Source organism: Streptococcus parauberis NCFD 2020, assembly GCF_000187935.1.
Lineage (GTDB): Bacteria > Bacillota > Bacilli > Lactobacillales > Streptococcaceae > Streptococcus > Streptococcus parauberis.
On record NZ_AEUT02000001.1, the window covers coordinates 1 to 19,820 of the forward strand.

General features: G+C 34.8%; 32 protein-coding genes. 13 read left to right on the forward strand and 19 right to left on the reverse strand.

The genetic code is table 11. The features are described 5' to 3' along the window. Nucleotides 1–76: 76 nt before the first annotated feature. From SPB_RS11575 to SPB_RS00070, 17 genes are all read right to left on the reverse strand, one after another. Entirely contained in the window at nt 77–211 is a 135-nt protein-coding gene (locus SPB_RS11575; protein WP_003103514.1) for a hypothetical protein, read from the reverse strand. Between the two features lie 526 nt (nt 212–737). Then, nucleotides 738–1,322, reverse strand: coding sequence for a hypothetical protein (locus SPB_RS00005; protein ID WP_003104090.1), 585 nt, complete (start codon nt 1,320–1,322; stop codon nt 738–740). A 14-nt stretch (nt 1,323–1,336) separates the two neighbouring features. After that, a complete protein-coding gene (locus tag SPB_RS00010) occupies nt 1,337–1,561 on the reverse strand; it encodes a hypothetical protein (RefSeq protein WP_003102918.1) in 225 nt (74 codons plus the stop codon). Next, complete coding sequence (locus SPB_RS11285; protein WP_175282142.1) at nt 1,558–1,728, reverse strand: hypothetical protein; 171 nt, start codon at nt 1,726–1,728, stop codon at nt 1,558–1,560. Before SPB_RS11285 ends, SPB_RS00010 begins: the two co-directional genes overlap by 4 nt. A 90-nt stretch (nt 1,729–1,818) precedes the next feature. Beyond that, nucleotides 1,819–1,980 (reverse strand): hypothetical protein, encoded by a 162-nt coding sequence (locus tag SPB_RS11290; protein WP_003102525.1) that lies wholly within the window; start codon nt 1,978–1,980, stop codon nt 1,819–1,821. Between the two features lie 108 nt (nt 1,981–2,088). Further along, nucleotides 2,089–2,856, reverse strand: a complete 768-nt coding sequence (locus SPB_RS00015) for a basic helix-loop-helix domain-containing protein (protein ID WP_003104789.1) — start codon at nt 2,854–2,856, stop codon at nt 2,089–2,091. A 94-nt stretch (nt 2,857–2,950) separates the two neighbouring features. Continuing rightward, nucleotides 2,951–3,133, reverse strand: coding sequence for a hypothetical protein (locus tag SPB_RS00020; RefSeq protein WP_003103260.1), 183 nt, complete (start codon nt 3,131–3,133; stop codon nt 2,951–2,953). Nucleotides 3,134–3,135: 2 nt separating this feature from the next. Beyond that, on the reverse strand, nt 3,136–3,348 hold the full coding sequence (locus tag SPB_RS00025) for a hypothetical protein (RefSeq protein ID WP_003102560.1): 213 nt from the start codon (nt 3,346–3,348) through the stop codon (nt 3,136–3,138). Between the two features lie 345 nt (nt 3,349–3,693). Further along, nucleotides 3,694–5,136 (reverse strand): DNA primase family protein, encoded by a 1,443-nt coding sequence (locus SPB_RS00030; protein WP_003105034.1) that lies wholly within the window; start codon nt 5,134–5,136, stop codon nt 3,694–3,696. A gap of 59 nt (nt 5,137–5,195) precedes the next feature. Then, nucleotides 5,196–6,062: a primase alpha helix C-terminal domain-containing protein gene (locus SPB_RS00035; protein ID WP_003103980.1), complete on the reverse strand. Its 867-nt coding sequence runs from the start codon at nt 6,060–6,062 to the stop codon at nt 5,196–5,198. After that, entirely contained in the window at nt 6,062–6,331 is a 270-nt protein-coding gene (locus SPB_RS00040; protein WP_003103011.1) for a MerR family transcriptional regulator, read from the reverse strand. The genes SPB_RS00035 and SPB_RS00040 overlap by 1 nt, the downstream gene beginning before the upstream one ends. A 1-nt stretch (nt 6,332) precedes the next feature. Beyond that, nucleotides 6,333–6,665 carry a hypothetical protein gene (locus SPB_RS00045; RefSeq protein ID WP_003105779.1) on the reverse strand — a complete coding sequence of 111 codons (333 nt, stop codon included), beginning with the start codon at nt 6,663–6,665 and terminating at the stop codon, nt 6,333–6,335. A 14-nt stretch (nt 6,666–6,679) separates the two neighbouring features. Continuing rightward, nucleotides 6,680–6,874, reverse strand: coding sequence for a hypothetical protein (locus SPB_RS00050; RefSeq protein ID WP_037621064.1), 195 nt, complete (start codon nt 6,872–6,874; stop codon nt 6,680–6,682). Continuing rightward, on the reverse strand, nt 6,867–7,064 hold the full coding sequence (locus SPB_RS00055; protein WP_003102599.1) for a hypothetical protein: 198 nt from the start codon (nt 7,062–7,064) through the stop codon (nt 6,867–6,869). Before SPB_RS00055 ends, SPB_RS00050 begins: the two co-directional genes overlap by 8 nt. A gap of 214 nt (nt 7,065–7,278) precedes the next feature. Next, entirely contained in the window at nt 7,279–7,458 is a 180-nt protein-coding gene (locus SPB_RS00060) for a hypothetical protein (RefSeq protein WP_003102370.1), read from the reverse strand. A 27-nt stretch (nt 7,459–7,485) separates the two neighbouring features. Continuing rightward, nucleotides 7,486–8,106 (reverse strand): Rha family transcriptional regulator, encoded by a 621-nt coding sequence (locus tag SPB_RS00065; protein ID WP_003105650.1) that lies wholly within the window; start codon nt 8,104–8,106, stop codon nt 7,486–7,488. A gap of 11 nt (nt 8,107–8,117) precedes the next feature. Continuing rightward, nucleotides 8,118–8,303 (reverse strand): helix-turn-helix domain-containing protein, encoded by a 186-nt coding sequence (locus tag SPB_RS00070; RefSeq protein ID WP_003105173.1) that lies wholly within the window; start codon nt 8,301–8,303, stop codon nt 8,118–8,120. Nucleotides 8,304–8,473: 170 nt separating this feature from the next. Here SPB_RS00070 and SPB_RS10855 point away from each other — a divergent pair, with 170 nt between their 5' ends. The 10 genes from SPB_RS10855 to SPB_RS00115 all read left to right on the forward strand — a co-directional run bounded on the left by SPB_RS10855 (nt 8,474) and on the right by SPB_RS00115 (nt 15,494). Beyond that, the gene (locus SPB_RS10855; protein WP_003103555.1) at nt 8,474–9,025 is read left to right on the forward strand and encodes a helix-turn-helix domain-containing protein; all 552 of its coding nucleotides are present in this window, start codon (nt 8,474–8,476) and stop codon (nt 9,023–9,025) included. 107 nt (nt 9,026–9,132) lie between these two features. After that, on the forward strand, nt 9,133–10,278 hold the full coding sequence (locus tag SPB_RS00080) for a tyrosine-type recombinase/integrase (RefSeq protein WP_003103922.1): 1,146 nt from the start codon (nt 9,133–9,135) through the stop codon (nt 10,276–10,278). 94 nt (nt 10,279–10,372) lie between these two features. Next, nucleotides 10,373–10,609 (forward strand): DUF2829 domain-containing protein, encoded by a 237-nt coding sequence (locus SPB_RS00085; protein ID WP_003103015.1) that lies wholly within the window; start codon nt 10,373–10,375, stop codon nt 10,607–10,609. Then, on the forward strand, nt 10,602–11,300 hold the full coding sequence (locus SPB_RS00090; RefSeq protein ID WP_003104827.1) for a 3-oxoacyl-ACP reductase: 699 nt from the start codon (nt 10,602–10,604) through the stop codon (nt 11,298–11,300). Before SPB_RS00085 ends, SPB_RS00090 begins: the two co-directional genes overlap by 8 nt. Further along, nucleotides 11,301–11,465, forward strand: coding sequence for a hypothetical protein (locus SPB_RS11295; RefSeq protein ID WP_003105634.1), 165 nt, complete (start codon nt 11,301–11,303; stop codon nt 11,463–11,465). A 20-nt stretch (nt 11,466–11,485) separates the two neighbouring features. After that, nucleotides 11,486–12,448 (forward strand): Gfo/Idh/MocA family protein, encoded by a 963-nt coding sequence (locus SPB_RS00095; protein WP_003102988.1) that lies wholly within the window; start codon nt 11,486–11,488, stop codon nt 12,446–12,448. A gap of 98 nt (nt 12,449–12,546) precedes the next feature. Further along, complete coding sequence (gene glmU, locus SPB_RS00100; protein ID WP_003103992.1) at nt 12,547–13,929, forward strand: bifunctional UDP-N-acetylglucosamine diphosphorylase/glucosamine-1-phosphate N-acetyltransferase GlmU; 1,383 nt, start codon at nt 12,547–12,549, stop codon at nt 13,927–13,929. Nucleotides 13,930–13,958: 29 nt separating this feature from the next. After that, nucleotides 13,959–14,513, forward strand: a complete 555-nt coding sequence (locus SPB_RS00105) for an NUDIX hydrolase (RefSeq protein WP_003105295.1) — start codon at nt 13,959–13,961, stop codon at nt 14,511–14,513. Further along, nucleotides 14,513–14,788: a cell wall synthase accessory phosphoprotein MacP gene (gene macP, locus SPB_RS00110; protein WP_003104502.1), complete on the forward strand. Its 276-nt coding sequence runs from the start codon at nt 14,513–14,515 to the stop codon at nt 14,786–14,788. The genes SPB_RS00105 and macP overlap by 1 nt, the downstream gene beginning before the upstream one ends. 13 nt (nt 14,789–14,801) lie before the next feature. Further along, nucleotides 14,802–15,494 carry a 5'-methylthioadenosine/adenosylhomocysteine nucleosidase gene (locus SPB_RS00115; protein WP_003105337.1) on the forward strand — a complete coding sequence of 231 codons (693 nt, stop codon included), beginning with the start codon at nt 14,802–14,804 and terminating at the stop codon, nt 15,492–15,494. A gap of 28 nt (nt 15,495–15,522) precedes the next feature. Here the strand turns inward: SPB_RS00115 and SPB_RS00120 are convergent, their stop codons facing one another. Then, complete coding sequence (locus tag SPB_RS00120) at nt 15,523–16,170, reverse strand: metal-dependent transcriptional regulator (RefSeq protein WP_003102854.1); 648 nt, start codon at nt 16,168–16,170, stop codon at nt 15,523–15,525. 143 nt (nt 16,171–16,313) lie between these two features. Between SPB_RS00120 and SPB_RS00125 the strand changes: the two genes are divergently transcribed. From SPB_RS00125 to SPB_RS00135, 3 genes are read left to right on the forward strand one after another with little or no spacing between them, the layout of a single operon-like run. Beyond that, complete coding sequence (locus SPB_RS00125) at nt 16,314–17,246, forward strand: metal ABC transporter substrate-binding protein (RefSeq protein ID WP_003103719.1); 933 nt, start codon at nt 16,314–16,316, stop codon at nt 17,244–17,246. Between the two features lie 60 nt (nt 17,247–17,306). Beyond that, nucleotides 17,307–18,026, forward strand: a complete 720-nt coding sequence (locus SPB_RS00130) for a metal ABC transporter ATP-binding protein (protein ID WP_003105040.1) — start codon at nt 17,307–17,309, stop codon at nt 18,024–18,026. Next, nucleotides 18,026–18,853, forward strand: a complete 828-nt coding sequence (locus SPB_RS00135) for a metal ABC transporter permease (RefSeq protein ID WP_096633863.1) — start codon at nt 18,026–18,028, stop codon at nt 18,851–18,853. Before SPB_RS00130 ends, SPB_RS00135 begins: the two co-directional genes overlap by 1 nt. Before the next feature lie 42 nt (nt 18,854–18,895). On the opposite strand, the gene SPB_RS00140 is transcribed toward SPB_RS00135, so the two are convergent. Continuing rightward, nucleotides 18,896–19,702 carry a peptidylprolyl isomerase gene (locus tag SPB_RS00140; protein WP_003105256.1) on the reverse strand — a complete coding sequence of 269 codons (807 nt, stop codon included), beginning with the start codon at nt 19,700–19,702 and terminating at the stop codon, nt 18,896–18,898. Nucleotides 19,703–19,820: the final 118 nt, after the last annotated feature.

Here is a 19,820-nt window from a genome sequence, read left to right on the forward strand (position 1 = left end):
AATGCGATAAACTTATATACTTAATAATAAATGTGTCTCATATCGCTTTATATAGACAATAAAAGGAAGTTACTACCTACTTTTTAATACCGCTATACTGTTTATATTTTTTTCTAAAGTTAGGAGCATGCTTCTTTTCTGTTAAGTCTCTTTCTATTTTTGATAACATTTTTTCCAATTTAATTTCTTCTAAAGTCAATTTCTTTTTCATATCGTTATCCGTTTCAATAATGATTTAATATGTTTCATGTAAGCTATTACTATTTAGTAATTATTTTAATTAAGTTTTCTCTAGTTATGATTAAGTTTGTGATAGTTTTTAGATACCATTTTATAGGGCAATTTCTGTTTCAAGTGTCGAAAAAAATAGGGAGAGAGTTTTACAAGAGGAGTACAACCGTTATTCTGGCGCGGTTTTCGAGCGTTTCATAGGGGGGTTATCATGTTTCATTTAACAAACTATAAAACACTTCAAAAATAATAAAAATCTTTTTTTATCAAATATTTAATTTTAAACCTCATCAACACTTACAGCCCAACAAAACAAAAGGCAAGCGCACTGTGTACGCCTACCAAAAGAAAGTGATTTGTAATATGAAAACTTATGAACTGAAAGTTATTTACAAGATAAGCACGATTACAAAACAGCCACTTTTAAACTACAAAAACCTTTCCCATCCTACCCGCCCAACTGGTCTTATTTTTTATTATTCATTTTATATTTCTTTGATTGTTGTTCATCTTGATGAATAAACATACGTTCTAAGAATGATTGTTTCTTTTTTAATTCCTAAGCGCTGTGTCAAGTGTGATGATTTAATATCATTGAATAAAAGTCTAGCATTTTCATAATATGAAAATGATGGGTTGATCATGTCATCACTCTTATACAAGTCTCTAAATAAGATATCTAGCAGCTCATTAGTTTCATTGAAAATAATATCTGTTTGCTCAGCCAGTTCCTTAATCTGTGTGATAAGCGGTAACGCTTTATCATTGATAGCTTCAATCTTAGTGATTGCATTATCTTCTAACTGTTTACGTTTCTTCTTGTATTCAGCTTCATCTATTAAAGGCGTATCTAAAATCTTATCATGTTTTAACTCGTAGATACGTTTGGCATTTTCAAGCTTTCTAATTTTATCATCAACTGTATTGTATTGGTCAATATTAAGCTGTTCCTCGGCTTCAATTAATTCAGCTTTTGATTTCTCAAGCTCTTCCTCGGTATCTGTAATTTGTTGCTTACAGTCTGATAGTTCTTTATCGTATTTAGCTTTTTTTGTTCTAACTTCTTTTTCTACTTTATCAAATAATGCCATTGTGTTTATCTCCTCTATTTCTTTATAAATGAATTTTTTACTGTCGCTTGCTTAATAAGTTTATTGCCTGCCATCTTCGCACTGGTTTTCCCTTGCGCTTTTCTTAAAGCAATAAATTTTCTATCACAGTTAGCCTTAGCCTCTTGGTATTCTTTACTATTTTTCCCTTGCACCTCAGCCAACTTTTTTAGTGTAAGCGCCTTGTCGGCTTCTTTTTTTAGCTGTTCGATTGTTGTCATTGTCTTCCCCCTTTGGTTATCATTCGTGAACGTAAGTCCCGTTTACGGTAAATAGTTTCATTGTCGTTTATCTGGTCTTTAATCAATTCAGCTTTAAATTTCAATGTCTGATTATCAGTGTCGTTGATGATTGCCAGTAGTTTATTAAAACCCTGTTTGTAATTCATTTGTCCTATCTCCTAACTAAAATAAAAAAACTCAATGACAAATAAGAATTATAATCCCTACTTATGTCATTGAGTTCTTCTCTTTAGACTTTATTTAATTGTTTGCGTTCTATCTACTTGATAGATTTTTCCGCCCTTAAATTTAAAAATTATTTGCCCAAAATCTACCTTTTCAACTAAGTCTATTATACCATTTTTTTCATATAATAAGTACCCTTGCAATAGCATTTCTTGCATTTTTTCTTTATTCATTCTTCACCATTTCCTTGTATAGTTGCCACCTTAAGAACTAAAGTTTCATTTTCTAGCATTTTCTAGAGAAGCCCCTTTAAGTCGTCTTTATCTTATAATCAGCTAATGTTAGCCACCAATAATATAATCATGGATACCGTCAAATTGTTTGTCAGTGTCTAGCTTCTTAACTAGGTCAATGACTTCATCTCCTAACAGCTCTACGGTTTCGTAACCATGTTGGTCATCTAGCGGTAACGGTTCATCACTTAGCAGTCTGTCAGCATGGTCTAATAGTTCTAACTCGTATAGGATAATATCACTAATCATAGTGTCCTTATCTAATTTTTGCAACTGGGGCACGCGCATATCATGATAGTTTAATCTGAAAGTGTCAGGCTTATAATCTGCTTCATGCTTAACATAAGCTTCTTCTAGCTTTTGAATTGTACTGTTTGCAATTGTGTCCTGTGGTGACACGTATAAGACAACCATGTCAGGGAGTTGTTCAAAGATAAAGTTATTGCCCTTGGTTAATTCATAATCTAGGTTTTCCGTGAATGCTTGTGCTTGACCAAGTGTGTCAAAAGAACCAATTAAAGCGGTGTAAGTGTCTAAGTCACCTTTGAGAGTTGGTTCATCTTCTTCATAATCTTTAAAGTCGTCTGTGTGGTCTAGTGAATTGGTGATACGTTCAAAGCTTTCTGCAAGGTCTTCATCACTGGTATATTCTGCTTTAAGGTTACCGTTACCCGTGTAAGTGATATCAATGACTGATTGTTCATAAGTTCCAACCATATAGCCAATAAGTGCGCTTCCTGCTTTCTGTGCTTGTTCAAAGTTAGGAAGTGTAGTAGTGAAAGTAAATGTTTTAGGTGTATCTGATAATGTTTTCATGGTGTAATATCTTTCTAGGCTTTCAAGCCATTGTGCGCGCCCCTCTAGCAGTCCTTTGTATCTGCCATTAGTGCGAGTAGTGAATAAGTGTATGTTAGTTTGACTCATGGTACATGACCATAATTGATAGGAGTGTCGTTAAGTTCTCATAATCGCCTGTCATTGCTTCTTGATATTTAATATCAATAACTTCCTGATATGCTAAAAAAGCATTGACACGCGCTTCAAAACTTGAAATTTTTTCTTCGCTCATTTTGTAAAATATTTTGATTTTCATGCTTAACCTCTTTCAATAATTTCTTTATAAGTTCCCATAATATAAGCCAATGCCATAGGTGGGTTAAAGCCAAGGTTGACCGCTTTAACAATGGTTGTTACTTCATGGTATAAGTCAGCCAATTGTTTAAATGTGACTTCTTTGCCTGTATCATCTCTGATAAAGTATGCTTCAAGCTCTGAAAAATCATTGCTTTCATAGATAGTTTCTTTCATTTTGTCCTTCTTTCTAAAATTGGGTTATGTAAATTGCTTCTGGGTTAGTTCTTCAAATTGAGTTTTTAAAATTCAAAAGTCAGTAATATCAATGGTTTAAGGATGTTTTTTTGCTAAAAAGTTAGTAGGTTAGTTTTTCATTTTCTATTACCCTGTATATAAGAAACACTTTTTAATATCTCTATATAAGGTATATATATAATAACTAACCTCCTAACCTAACAGATAATAAAGCCAATAGTACCAAGGGATTGAGTAAGATTAGGTTTTTTTTACTCTACTTAACCCCTCATAACCTAAGTGCTTACAAACGTTGATATAATAGCTTTTTGCCTCTAAATTTTACTAACCTACTTTGTGTAATCCCCATATCCCGTTTTTAATTCTTTCCGATTGGAAGCTTAAAGGGTCAAGGATTGCCATGGCTTTAGGGCTAACAGTTCCGTTTTTTGCCTCATACTTGTTACCAGTCAGCTTTTCAAGTATCTTGATTATCTGCTTACCAAAGTTTGATATATTCGCCTTATCTGCTCCCATATCGTCTAAGAACTCTTTTAGGCTATTTCTGATAATAAATATCGGTACATGATTAAGTTTATGCCAACCATTAGGAATATAAAATTCCGTGACATAAGTGAGAATATAATCATTATCCCGCTTGTACTCGTTTAACATTTTGGTAACGGCTTTAGGCTCAATAAACTTATCAAAATCTTTCATAGTTAAGATTTTAAATAGTATCCACTCTAACAGAGTTTTGTTCTTGATAAACTTATCTTTAATTTCAGGGCGTTCTTTATTCCCGTTAAAATCAGCATTAAAAGGAACGATACATAAGCGCCTATACCAACCATTTGTTTTGTTTCTTGCTCTTGGTATGTCGTTACCTGAGAAGATACACAATAGGCGGTAAGTAGCTTCAAAGGTTTCTTTGCCTTTTCGGTTTACTTGGATACGGTCACCCGATACAATACTCATAAGGTCGGACACTTCATCAAGATATTTGTTTGAAATATCATCACCTATATTACAAGTTTTACCCTCTAGGGAACTGGTATAAAATTCCTTTGTGAAATGGTCAGGCTTTAGATTACTGATATTTTCTTTACCTATCAGATTTTCAAGTAATGCTTGGAAAGTCCCTTTACCATTATTACCGTCACCCGTTAAGATAACCATTTTCTTCCTTGTCCTGTTAGGATTGATAGCTTCATTCATGATTTGCCATAGGAGTGTGACCACCTCACTATCATTACAAGCCAAACTTTCAAACCACTTGTCAAAATCAAACCACCCGCCTAAAATAGGCTTCTTAGCTTCGGGGTTGAATGGGGTGGTTATCTTACTAGTGATAATAAACTTAGGGTCAAAAGGTTCTAAATGCTGGTTCTTGATATTGTATACCCCATTTTTAACAGGAATATAATAGTATTCTTGCATAGGCACGCGCATATATGTTTCAGTTCTTAGGTAAGCGATAACCTCGTTATAAAACTTAGCTGTGGTCAAACGACTGTCAAATTTTATGATAAGTTTTCTTAAAATATCATCACTTGCGATATAGTAGCCAAAATCTAAATGATAAAAGTAAAGCTTGCTAATATCTGAAATTTGACCGTAACCAATGAAAGTAAAATGACAATGCTTTTTCAGTATGTTAGCAACTGTTGAAACGTTCGGTCGTGGTATTTCAACCCGTTCATTCTTTTTGCCCTCGTTGACTATATATTCATTTTCTTCCCTCCATTGTTTACCAATGTTAAACAAATGGCTATATAGTTCCCGCATTGTTTCAGGTTCTTTTGCTTCTTCAAGTTTACCTTGAAATTCTTTCAATTCTTCTTTGTCTATGGCTGTAACCCTCTCTTTCTCATTTCAGCCTGCAAGATACTCCTAAAGGTGGTATCTAATTCATTAATAGTTAGTGGTGGCTCGGTGTTCTCATTTGCAATTAAAGCCAAGTTATAAGCTGTTTCAATGTCACAATTCACGTATTTATTTAGGAGTAACCCCACAAATTTAGTCATTGCAACATTGCGCCCGCCCTCGTTTCCATATCCATTAAATAAGGTATTGATTACCCGCATTGTTATGGATAATTGACCGCTGTAAGGTGTGAAATGCTCTCTAGGCGCCTGTGTCGTCACTGTTTGACCTCTGATAGTTGGGAAGTCAGTCCCAAGGTTAACAACTCGGTCATATTGGTCAATCTCTTGGCGCGTGACGGGAAGTCCTTGTAATTGTGAGAACGTTATGGAAGTTTGGTCAAAAGGTAAGCCAATCATGTCAGCTATCTGGTTAACTGTTGCTTCATAGTCAGTTTTTGTCAGGTTTTTATCTGGTTTCACTACAAGGCGATAGCGTGGCTTCTCAGCCGTGTGTTTAATAGTCGGGTACAAAATATAGGAGTAGTCACTTAAAACGCTGTGAATGGTATCCTTAAACGTTCCAGCACTAATAGGAATGTCGTCATAATCAATGAAAACTAAGTCACGATATACCAAAGTGGCATTGCTTCTTTTGTAACTTCCATTTTTCTCAGCTTTCACTTTACCAGATATACAGTAAGGCGCATGAAATTTCTTAAAATCGTCAATGCTCATATTCTCGGGCGGTTTCATTGGTTTAAATTGTGCGATATAGTCAAACGGTGTTAGCTTACCAGTGTATGGATATAGGAGTGAGCCAAAACCAATACTTTCATAAATAGCCATTATTTCACCCCCAAGAATTGCAAGATGTCAGTCACACGATAGAAGACTTTCCTAGTATCTTCTAAGGGTGGAATGTATCTAGGAAGCCCGTTATCTTCCCACCTCCTAAGTGTGTTGTAATCTATGCCTAACTCTTTCTTAAGGTCGGTTTGAGTGATTAAGCCTAATAGTCTTGGTTCTGGTTTAGTGTAATTGTCTAAGAAAGTAGTAACAGTGATAGCAACTTCCCGCTTGATTTCATTCTCTGCTTCTTTAGATAGCCAAGTCATACTAAGCACCACCTTTCAAATACCGTTCATGCTCTTTTAGACTTGAGTTCATAAGAACCGTTATCCGTTTTTCTTCTTCTTGCTGTTGGCTATATAAGGCTCTCACGCCCTCTAGTCGCTCGGTATCGTTGGCGGGAATATAATAACCGCCTTGATAGTCCCTACTCCCACAAATACAGATATTGTAGTCAATAATCAAGCGCCTAATGATTGCCTGTACTGTTCGTAAACTTTGTTTTGTCAGGGTAGCAATTTCATTACCTGTGATAGTTCTGTCCTTACCTGTTGGGATAAGTTGTAAAACTCGTTTAGTGTTCTGTGGCATTTTTTTCAATATGTGTTACCCCCTTAATTGTAGTAGTTTCCCTGTGATTGCATATACGCCCCATATAAAGGGTTCCCCGTTGGTTTTGGTTCTGGTTCAAGTTCTGGTAGGTCAATATCAATATAGCTCTTAAAATGGCTAAGAATGACCATAAGAAGAAGCAGTGCCAAGAGTGTGAGTAGGTATTGCATGGGTGTTAAATTTAGTTCATTAATCATTGTTAGCACCTCTTAACTGATAGTTATTGATAAAATGCTGATATTCTTCTTTAGGTAGTGACATGATGTTATTTATTTCTTCTTTAGATATTGCTTTATTTGTGAAATAATCATCTAACATAAAGATAAAACCTTTTGGATAATTGTTTTCTACTAAATAATCTCTAATTTCAAATACTTCATTTTTCATTGTGTGGTTCTCCTACGTTTAGTTATTCATTGCTATTTAAAGGTTAGCCACCTCTCCTATGGTCAAATTTAGTCAAATATGTTATAATTAAGATAATAAAAAATTATGCAATTCCCTTACTTGCTTGCGGGTGGGTTTGTATTTTATTATTTTCATATTCTTAAAAGCCTATTCAGTCGCCAAACTTTTTAAGGCTTTTTTTTGTTGTCTTTTTTTATTCTTCGCATTCAGCTTCTTCAGTTAGATATTCATCTTTCATGCAATTGATTAATTTTTCTAATAATGCCCCGTCAACTGAATAGCCAAAGGAACCTCTTGCATGGTTGTATGAAATACGGTCATCAATTTCAGTAATTAAGTCGTTATATTTTTCTTTAAATTCCATAATTTTCATGTTTGTTTTTTTCTCTCTTTCTTGTTCTCACGCGCATTCAGGCGCTTTTTTTAATGCCAATGTTTTGATATCTTGATAATCACAATCTAAGTTAATCAATGCTATTGCCATGTCTTCCAGTGCTGTGTACTGTGCCAACTCAATTGAGTTTAAGCAGTCAATGCCAGATTGTGCGCCTCTGGTTGCTTTTAATTGCTTGCTATTCTTACCAGTGACAGCTTTTAGCAAGAGATTGTAGACAGTCGGATAAGCCATTTTAGGAGCGTGTTCCCATGTTTTGATAGCTTGATTGAGTGTTTTTCGTTTAGGTGCTTCAAGAGTTCGCTGTAATTTGATTTGAGTGAGTTCATCTCTCATTTCAAAGAATGCTTTTACAAGATTTTCCTTAAAGGTTGCAACTTGGTCGGTATTCTTTAAAAATGTAATCAGCAAGGTTGCCTGCTGTTCGTTTAAGTGATAAAGCTTTTCAGGTCGTCCACGTCCGTCTAATTTACGCATTTTAAATGCGATTATTCCAAAACGTTCTAACCTAGCTTTGTGTTTTCTGATATGTTCTTGTATTGCATGATGACTAATACCAGCACAATCAGCAATGATACTTGATAGTGTGTAGGGTTCTTTTGCCCCGTCTAAATAAACTAGTTCCATATGTTTCCTTTCTAGTCTTCAATTAAGAAATTCATAACATTAGCAAAAATTTTTCTAGGTGCGTCATAATCGCCCTGCTCAATCTTTTTAAGAGTTCGAGAAGTTACGTTTAAACGGTTAGCTGTTTCGGTTTTAGTTAGATTTAACCGTCCTCGTTTTACTCTGACTTTTTCAGCGTGTTCAATAGTAATAAGCATTTGTTCACCTCCTTTTTAGATGAGCACTAAAAGTGCGCCTTATTTCTATACTTTGTATTTTAGCGCAAAAAAAGTGCTCTGTCAAGGAGAAAAAAATGATTTTTTTAAAAAGTGAGCACTAAAAGTGCTCATATGTTATAATATCTATTATTAGGAGGTGAATCTATACTTTGAATAACATAAAATTACTACGCGAGGAATTAGGACACTCTCAAAGTAAATTAATAGAAGAAATTGCTAAGCCACCTTATAATTTAAAAATTTCTAGAAGAACACTTCAATATTGGGAAAGTGGCGAAAGAGATATAAAATTAGATAAAGCTGAAAAGTTAGCTGATTATTTTGGTGTCCAATTACCTTATTTATTGGGTTGGTCTGATATAAGAACAATGGAAAAAGAAATTGATCAAATGATTAATGACTTCGATACGGATTTTTTAAATTTCTTAAAATATCATGATTTGTATTTGTCGGACGAACAAATAAAAATAGTTACTAACACAATGTATTCAATGTCTAATATTAATAATCTTTATTTGAGCACCTTTGTACGTAACGGTGATATAAGTGGTATGTCAGCAAACCGGAAAATGTTTTTTTCAAAATTATTTGAATATAGCACACATTGGCAACTTAACTTTGACGGTGTGAAGCGCATGAGTGAAATGAGCTTAAAATTTTCAAATACCAAAAATGACAACTCAACTCCACCCGAAGACTAACCACGCGCCAACAACCCTACATTTTCCTACATTTCAGTAACGCCAATTACTGACTTTACCTATCTAATTCCTTTACTTGCTTGTGGGTGGTTAGAAGAGGTAAGAACATGAAAATAACAGAATACAAAAAGAAAAACAGTACAACCGTGTACCGTGCTAACATTTATTTAGGTGTTGACCATATCACTGGTAAGAAAGTCAAGACTAGTGTAACTGGTCGGACTAAGAAAGAAGTTAAAATAAGAATTAAAGAAGCTCAACATAATTTTAAAACCAATGGTCATACAGTGACAAAGGCTGTACCAGTGGAAAATTATAAAGAACTTGCTGAACTGTGGTTAAAAAGTTATGAAATGACCGTAAAGCCTCAAACGTTCATAGCAACTAAGAGAATGATACATAATCACTTGATACCAGTATTCGGGGATATTAAACTTGATAAACTGTCAGTAAGTTATATTCAAGGTCATATCAATGAACTATCAAAAGAGTTTGTCCATTTTGGTACTGTTCATTCAATTAATAAACGCGTTTTGCAATATGGGGTGTCGTTGCAATTAATTCCGTTCAATCCTGCGCGTGATGTCATACTCCCTAAAGCGGTCAAACCAGATAATAAAGCAATTAAGTTTATAGATTATGATGATTTAAAAGCTTTAATGTCTTATATGGAAAAACTATCTAATAAAAAATATAGTTATTATTTTGATTATGTACTTTATAACATACTGTTGGCCACTGGTTGCCGTTTTGGGGAAGCTATTGCCCTTACGTGGTCAGATATTGACTTTGAGAATGCCACAATTGACATTAATAAAAATTATAATCGTTTAGTTGATATCGTAGGTACGCCAAAGAGTAAAGCGGGTTACCGTGTTATCAGCATTGACCAAAAGACTGTTAATCTGTTACGATTGTACAAGAATAGACAAAGACAATTGTTTTCTGAGGTAGGAGGGGAAGCTCCTAAGGTTGTTTTTGCAACTCCTACAAGGAAGTATCAAAACACGGCTATACGTCAAGGCTCTTTAGATAGACGGCTTAAAGAGATTGGTTGCCCTAGATTTACTTTCCACGCTTTCCGTCACACTCATGCTAGCTTATTATTGAATGCTGGTATCAGTTACAAAGAATTACAGTATCGGTTAGGACATGCAACTTTGGCCATGACTATGGATATATATAGCCACTTATCCAAAGATAAAGAAAAAGAAGCTGTTTCATATTATGAAAAAGCAATAAACAGCCTCTAGGTGAACTAAAAGGCGAACTAATTTTTAAATTTACATTTTACAATAGTCACAAAGGCTATTAAATCAACACTTAAGCAAAGTAAGGAATTAAAATATGACATTTGAAGAGATTTTACCTGGATTAAAAGCTAAGAAAAAATATGTGAGAACTGGTTGGGGCGGTGCTGAAAATTATGTTCAGTTATTCGATTCTATAGAACAAAATGGACATGCTTTAGAGGTGACACCTTATTTCCTAATCAATGTATCAGGAGATGGTGAAGGTTTCTCAATGTGGGCGCCAACGCCGTGTGATGTCTTAGCCGAAGATTGGATTGAAGTGAATGACTAAATCTGTTTTAGTAACGGGTGTCTCGTCTGGTATTGGACTTGCCCAAGCTCAGGCTTTTTTAAAGCTTGGTTATACTGTTTATGGTCTTGATCTAGCTGATGAACCTAAATTGATAGGTAATTTTCATTTTTATCAGGCTGACATTAGTCAGGATTGCCAGGCAATTTTTGAAGAGATTGGGACAATTGATATCCTGTGCAACACAGCTGGTGTTTTGGATGCATACTTGCCCTTGCTTGATATCAGTCAAGACCAGTTTACAAGGGTCATGAACGTCAACTTTTTTGGGGCTGTTCGAACCACTTCCTTTTTTCTTGGCAAAATGCGAGCGCAGCAATCCGGCATTATCATAAACATGTGTTCCATTGCTAGTTTTATGGCTGGTGGTGGCGGTGCTGCTTATACAGCTAGTAAACATGCTCTTGCTGGGTTCACGAGACAATTAGCTTTGGACTATGCCAAGGCAGGTATTTCCGTTTTTGGGATTGCACCTGGGGCAGTTAAAACAGAAATGACAGCCAGTGATTTTGAGCCAGGAGGCATGGCTGATTGGGTTGCTCAAGAAACACCAATTGGCCGATGGTTGGAGGCTGATGAAGTGGCAGATTTAACTCTCTACTTAGCAAGTGGAAATGCATCAGGCTTACAAGGTGAAATTGTCAAAATTGACGGTGGATGGAGTTTGAAGTAAATGCAAATTAGACCAGAAAGAAAAAGTGATGAACAAGCTATTCAGACTTTAATTAATGAATCGTTTGCGACTGCTGAACATGCTGATGGCAATGAGGCAGAATTAGTCCGGGCTTTGAGAGCTGGTTCATCTTATGTTCCAGAGTTAACACTTATTTTGGAATGATTGATTAAGAAGGAGAAATAATGAAATTAGCTATATTAGGTACAGGTAAAATTGTTGAAGAAGCCTTACCTGTATTACAAGAAACAAAAGGTATTGTTCTCAAAGCCATCCTTTCTACGCCAAGAAGTATTGAGAAGGCTGAGCAACTAGCGGAAGACTTTGGAATAGAAGAAGCTACTAGTGATTTCCAGGAGTTGCTAAATAATTCTTCAATAGATTCTGTCTATGTCGCAACACCAAACCATTTGCATTATGACATGGCTAAGAAGGCTTTGCTTATGGGCAAACATGTTATTTGTGAAAAACCGTTTACCTTAACGATGTCTGAGTTTGAGGATCTTCGTCAGATTGCTCAGGATAAAAAATTGATTTTGTTGGAAGCAATTACTAACCAGTACTTGGAAAATTTTGCTTACATTAAAGAAAATTTAGACCAACTTGGGGAAATCAAGATTGTTGAATGTAATTATTCTCAATATTCCTCACGTTATGATGCTTTCAAAGTTGGAAAAATTGCGCCAGCATTTGACCCTGAAAAAGGGGGAGGAGCCTTGCGTGATTTGAATGTCTATAATATCCATATTGTGGTCGGGTTATTTGGACAGCCCAAAAATGTAAATTACATGCCAAATATTGAACGAAATATTGATACCTCTGGGATACTTCTGTTAGACTATGGACAGTTTAAGGTAGCTTGTATTGGTGCTAAAGATTGTAGTGCTGAAATCAAGTCAACAATCCAAGGAAATAAAGGTTCAATAAGTATTTTAGGAGCAACAAATACAGTTCCCAAAGTAGCGTTGACGTTGAATGGTCAGGAAGAAGAAATCATTGATCAGAACCAAGGTAATCACCGTATGGTAGCTGAGTTTAAAGCTTTTGAAGAGATTATTAGTGGTAAAGACTTTGATAGAGCAAATCAAGCTTTAGAGCACAGTCAAATAGTTATGGCAGTCTTAGATCAAGCAGCAAAACAAATCTAAAAAAGAGGGAGTTAGTTAGTCTAACTCCCTCTTTATGCAGTCTTTCCCATTTTATGCTATAATGAGATGATATTTGAATAATAAAATAAGGAAAATATATGACAAACTACGCAATTATTTTAGCTGCGGGTAAAGGTACTCGCATGAAGTCTGACCTCCCAAAAGTACTCCACAAAGTATCTGGATTAAGCATGTTAGAACATGTTTACCGCAGTGTTTCAGCAATTAATCCTGAAAAATATGTGACTGTCATTGGGCATAAAGCAGAACTAGTTCAAGAAGTTCTAGTAGACCAATCCGAATTTGTGCTTCAAGCAGAACAACTAGGAACTGGTCACGCAGTAATGATGGCTGAAGAGCAACTAGCTGGATTAGAAGGTAATACTTTGGTTATTGCTGGTGATACACCGCTGATTACTGGTGATAGCTTGAAAAATTTAATTGACTTCCATGTTAACCATAAAAATGTTGCTACAATTTTGACTGCGCGTGCTGAAGATCCATTTGGTTATGGTCGAATCATTAGAAATTCTGATGACGAAGTTATCAAAATTGTTGAACAAAAAGATGCAAACTCCTATGAGCAAGCAGTTAAAGAGATTAATACTGGAACTTACTTATTTGATAATAAACGTTTATTTGAAGCATTGAAAAATATTAACACTAATAATGCTCAAGGTGAATATTACTTAACAGATGTTATCTCAATTTTTAGAGAAAATCGTGAAAAAGTAGGTGCATATGTTCTTCGTAACTTCAATGAAAGCCTTGGTGTAAATGACCGTGTTGCTTTATCAACAGCAGAAAGTGTTATGCATCGTCGTATCAATAAGGCTCACATGGTTAATGGGGTAACATTCCAAAATCCAGATGCTACTTACATCGAGCGCGATGTTCAAATTGATCCAGATGTGGTGATTGAAGCTAATGTTACCTTAAAAGGGAAAACTAAAATTGGATCTGGAACTGTTTTAACTAATGGAACTTATATTGTTAATTCTGAAATTGGACAATCAGCAGTTATTACCAATTCAATGATTGAAGATTCAAAGCTTGCTGATGGAGTCACAATAGGTCCTTATGCCCACATCCGTCCAGGTTCAACCTTAGAAAAAGATGTACATGTTGGAAACTTTGTGGAAGTCAAAGGTTCAAAAATTGGTCAAGGTACAAAAGCAGGTCATTTAACTTACATTGGTAATGCCCAAGTTGGCTCTGATGTTAACTTTGGTGCTGGAACAATTACAGTTAATTACGATGGTCAAAACAAGTACAAAACGATTATTGGCAACAATGTCTTTATTGGTAGCAATTCAACCCTAATCGCACCTTTGGAAATAGGCGACAACTCGCTAACAGCTGCTGGATCAACAATTACCAAAAATGTTTCCTCTGACAGCATTGCAATTGGGCGAAGCCGCCAAGAGACTAAAGAAGGCTATGCTAAACACTTGCCTCATCATCCATCAAATAAAAAATAAGTAAACTACTTGTGAAAAGGAGGAGAAGGATGGAATTTGAAGAAAAGACTATTCGTCGACAAACCATATATGAGGGAGCTATCTTTAATGTCGCAGTAGATGACGTGGAGCTTCCTAATGGCCTTGGACAAGCAAAAAGAGAACTGGTCTTTCACCGTGGAGCCGTTTCAGTTCTAGCTATTACGGATGACCAGAAGATTCTTTTGGTTAAGCAATATCGCAAAGCAATCGAGCAAATTTCCTATGAAATTCCAGCTGGTAAGTTGGAAGTTGGTGAAAATGGCTCTGAGCTTGACGCTGCAGCAAGAGAACTTGAGGAAGAGACAGGTTATCAAGGTCAATTAGAATTCATTTATGAATTCTATACAGCTATTGGATTTTGTAATGAAAAAATCAAACTTTATTTAGCTAAACAATTAGAAAAAGTTCCTAATCCTCGTCCACAAGATGATGATGAAGTGATTGAATTGTTAGAAGTGACTTATCAAGAGGCACTTGAAATGATAAGTAATGGCAAAATTGTTGATGCAAAAACAATTTTAGCTATTCAATACTATGGATTGACTATTGGAGGTGAGATGTGATGGGAAAATCATTACTAACCGATGATGTCATTGAGCGGGCTAGGCGTGGTGAGACTTTTGAAGAAGATCCTTATTTAGACTCAGACACCAAAATTATCACATTTGCAGAAAATCAAATTAATGATGATCTTGATGATAATGTTGATAATCGAATTTATAAAAGTCGACGAATCGAGAATGCTAGAAGAGGGCAGTTTCAAGCTAAATTAAATTTAATGTTATTTGCTCTTTTAGTTCTGATAGCCATTCTTATCTTTGCCGTATTTAGACTTTAGGAGTATTATCAAAATGAAAATTGGAATAATTGCTGCTATGGAAGAGGAATTAAATTCTCTTTTAGAAGCATTAACCTCTAAAACGGAGTCATCTGTTTTAGGAAACACATATTATAGTGGTCGATTCGGTAAACACGAGCTTGTTCTTGTTCAATCTGGAATTGGTAAAGTCATGTCAGCTATGACCGTGGCTATCCTAGTTGAAAATTTTAATGTTCAAGCTATCATTAACACTGGTTCAGCAGGCGCTGTAGCCTCTGACTTATCTATTGGAGATATTGTTGTAGCTGATAAACTTGTTTATCACGATGTTGATTTAACAGCATTTGATTATGATTTTGGGCAAATGGCTCAACAACCACTTTTTTTTGAAAGCGATCAAGAGTTTGTTGAAACCTTCCAAGCTGTTTTAGAAGAGGCTGACAACCACAGTAAAATTGGCTTGATTGCTACTGGAGACTCCTTTATTGCAGGACAAGACAAGATAGACTTGATTGTCTCGCATTTTCCTGAAGTTTTGGCAGTTGAAATGGAAGGGGCAGCAATTGCCCAAGCAGCTCACACCTCTGGTGTTCCGTTTATTGTTTTAAGGGCAATGAGTGACACAGCTGCACATGATGCTAATATAACTTTTGATCAATTTATTATCGAGGCTGGTAAACAGTCCGCATTCACCTTATTAGCATTTTTAAACAAATTAAACTAAAAAAAGATTGGATTCATATCCAGTCTTTTTATAGTTCAGAAACATATATCTCTTTTGCAATATTTTCGGGGATTATCAAACTTTTATCTTGATATGTAATTAAATAGGTTTTGGCATAGCTGTCAATACTTTGTAATTCGAAAACTGTTTGGATACTAAGCTGATGGGATTCCAGATATTGAATCAAATGATACTGGTCATGAATACGGCTCAATTGGTATTTGCCAGGCTCCGTAATTTGATTTAAGGTTCTTGTATTTATTTCATTTAGAGGTTGATCCTTACGAGGAATAGTTCCTCCATGAGGACAAAAAACGGGGAAACAAAGACGTTCATCTAGACGATCGATAAAGTTATCAGAAACAGTGTGTTCCAAAACTTCAGCTTCTTGGTGAACTTCCTGAGAGGTGTAAGATAGTTGTTTAATTAGAAAAACCTCGATCAAGCGATGCTTACGATAGAGATTAGCAATTAATTTTAAGCCTTTATCAGTTAAATAATAACCAACTACTTTATCTTTAATAATCCATTCCTGGTTCAGCATTTTTTTTATCATTTCTGATACTGCTGGGGCAGATACTTGCATACCCTGAGCAATCATTTTATTAGAAATTTTTGCATTTTCTTGTCCCAGTTCATAGATGCACTTAAGGTAATCTTCTTTATTAGGCGTCATTTCTCTCTGCCTTTCTCTTATTTATAACCATTATTATAACAAATTTTTTGAGAAAAATCTTGACAAATGTTGATAAATAATGTAGATTAATAATATAATTAACTATACTTAATTAATTATATAACTTAAATTAAGGAGAAAAAATGAAGAAGAAATTTACTTTTGCTTTGACTGCTGCTTTGTCATTATTCATGCTATCTGCTTGCTCGACTAGTGGTCAACAGGCAAAAAAAGAAGAAAAATTAAATGTTGTTGCAACTAATTCTGTTATTGCAGATATGACAAAAAATATAGCCGGTAATAAGGTTAATTTGCATAGTATTGTTCCAGTTGGTCAAGACCCCCATGAGTATGAACCATTACCTGAAGATGTTGAAAAAACAAGTTCGGCGGATTTGATTTTTTACAATGGAATTAACTTAGAAGATGGTGGACATGCTTGGTTTACTAAATTGATTAAGAATGCCAAAAAAGAAAAAAATAAAGATTATTTTGCGGTATCAGATGGTATTGATGTTATCTATTTAGAGGGGCAAAATGAAAAAGGTAAAGAAGATCCTCATGCTTGGTTAAATCTTGAAAATGGTATGATTTATTCAAAAAATATTGCTAAGCAATTAATAAAGAAAGATCCTAAAAATAAAACTTACTATCAATCTCATTTAAAAAGTTATTTGGCAAAACTAGATAATTTAGATAAAGAAGCTAAATCTAAGTTTGATAAGATACCAGCAGATAAAAAAATGATTGTAACAAGTGAAGGCTGCTTCAAATATTTCTCTAAAGCCTATGATGTTCCATCAGCATATATTTGGGAAATTAATACAGAAGAAGAAGGAACACCGAGTCAAATTTCAACTCTCATTGAGAAATTAAAAAAGAAAAAATTATCAGCTATATTTGTTGAATCTAGTGTTGATAGTCGACCTATGAAATCTGTTTCTAAGGATAGTGGAATTCCAATTTATTCTGAAATTTTTACAGATTCTGTTGCCAAAAAAGGGAAACCTGGTGATAGTTACTATGCCATGATGAAATGGAATTTAGATAAGATTTCAGAAGGTTTATCGAAATAATAGCCATAAAGCACAGGAGCTCAAGGGCCATGTGCTTTATTTATTTTTAAGGAGTTTTATATGATTACAGTTAACAATTTATCAGTTTCTTATCCTGGCAAAATCGAGGCCTTGCAAGATGTTAGCTTATCACTTCCTGGTGGGGGGATAACTGGCATAATTGGACCAAACGGAGCAGGCAAATCAACATTAATGAAGGCAATATTGGGTCTAATTAATTATTCAGGTCAAGTAAAAATTGATATAGCGGATGCTAACTCTAAAGCGACAGCTATTGCCTATGTAGAACAAAGAAGTAGTATCGATCTCAATTTCCCAATTACGGTATCTGAGTGTGTCTTATTGGGAACCTATGGGAAACTTGAATTTTTTAAAAAAATAAGTAAAGAGGATAGAGAAAAGGTTAGCCATTATTTGGAAAAAGTTGGTTTATTAGAGTTTGAACACCGCCCAATCAAAAGTTTATCTGGTGGCCAATTCCAACGGATGCTCTTAGCCAGATGTTTAATTCAAGAAAAAGATTATTTATTTTTGGATGAGCCATTTGCCGGGATTGATTCTTTAAGTGAATCAATTATTATTGATCTGTTAAAAAAATTGGCTAGTAAAGGGAAAACAATCTTAATTGTCCACCATGATCTTAGTAAGGTGGATTATTACTTTGATCGAGTTATTCTCCTAAATAAGAAATTAGTTACTTATGGGAAGGTAACAGATGTTTTTAATCCCAAATATTTAGAAGAAGCCTATGGTCATATGATGGCGGGAGGAGCACTATGATTTTTGAAAAATTTTTTAACGGCCTATGCCAATATCATTTTTTGCAAAATGCCTTTATCACGGCCTTAATTATTGGTATTGTTTCTGGAGTAGTTGGCTGTTTTATTATCCTTCGGTCAATGTCATTAATGGGAGATGCCATTTCTCATGCGGTCTTGCCTGGTGTAGCAATTTCTTATATTTTAGGGATAAATTTCTTTATTGGCGCGATTGTGTTTGGCCTATTATCCTCATTATTTATTACTTATATTAAAGAAAATAGTATTATCAAAGGAGATACAGCCATTGGAATTACATTTAGTTCTTTTTTAGCCTTAGGTGTTATCTTAATTGGAATTGCTCAAAGCACAACTAATCTTTTTAGCATACTATTTGGAAATATCCTAGCAGTTCAAGATAGCGACAAATGGATTACGATTGGCGTATCTTGCTTAGTTCTTTTGACAATTGTGTTGTTTTTCAAAGAACTTCAATTAACGTCTTTTGACCCAGTTCTTGCACAAACAATGGGTATCAATGTTTGTGCCTATCATTACTTGTTGATGGTTCTATTAACTTTAGTAGCTGTTACAGCAATGCAAAGTGTGGGAACAATATTGATTGTAGCTCTATTAATAACACCAGCAGCAACTGCCTATTTATATGTCAATAGCTTGAAAGAGATGTTACTACTATCAGCCACTCTTGGTGCAGTCTCTTCTGTATTAGGATTATTTATTGGTTACACCTTTAATATAGCTGCAGGATCAACAATCGTTTTGACAGCTGCTTTCCTATTTGCCATTAGTTTTTTTATTTCCCCTAAACAAGGGATTTTAAAAAAATAGAAAAAGATGATAAGTTACCACATAACTTATCATCTTTTTTCATCAATATTTAAAAGTATAATCTTTGTTGATTTTGATTTCTTTAATAAGAATTTTTTCTTTTGGTTTATCCTTTTCATCGACCTCTGTTTTGGCAATCTTGTCTACAACATCCATTCCTGTGATGACCTGGCCAAATACAGTATAGCCACCATCTAGACTGGGATTACCTCCCTTATTATAAGCATCAATAATAGGTTGGGGGTAGTTGTCACTCGAAAGGGATTTTCCTTGATTGGCTGTATTTTGATTGATGAAAAATTGACTTCCATTGGTATCTGGCCCCGCATTAGCCATGGCTAGGGCACCACGGATATTATAAAGGTAAGGTGAGATTTCGTTTGGGAACCCTTGTCCATTATCTTTATCAGGATCTTTGTCATACCAGATTGATTGACCACCGGAACCATCGCCCTTGGGATCACCGGTTTGAATCATGAAATCCGAAATGACGCGGTGAAAGCTTAATCCATTGTAATAGCCTTCTTTAGCATGCGTTAAAAAATTTTCAACCGCTAAAGGCGCTAATTTTGGAAAAAGCTTAATTGTAATGTCACCTTGACTAGTAATTAATGTTACCTCTGCTTGATTTTTATCAACTTTCTCCGAAAGTTGGGGGAATTTATCAGGGCTAGCTTTTAAAGCTTCCTTGAATTTTTTTTGATAAACTTTTTCTGCACTTTCTCTACTTTTTTGAGCAATTTTATCATCAACATATTTATCGCCTTTTATAGCTCTATCAAGATATTGACATCCAGTCAAGGTAGAAATAAATATAATAAATAAACTAATTGATAGCAGTTTTTTCATAGAAACTCCTTAGAAATGTTTTCTTTTATTTTACCATATAAAACATAAAGAAAACTAAAATCATTCGTCATTTAAGTTGAAATTATGCGTTTTATCTCATGTTTTTTTTAATATTAAT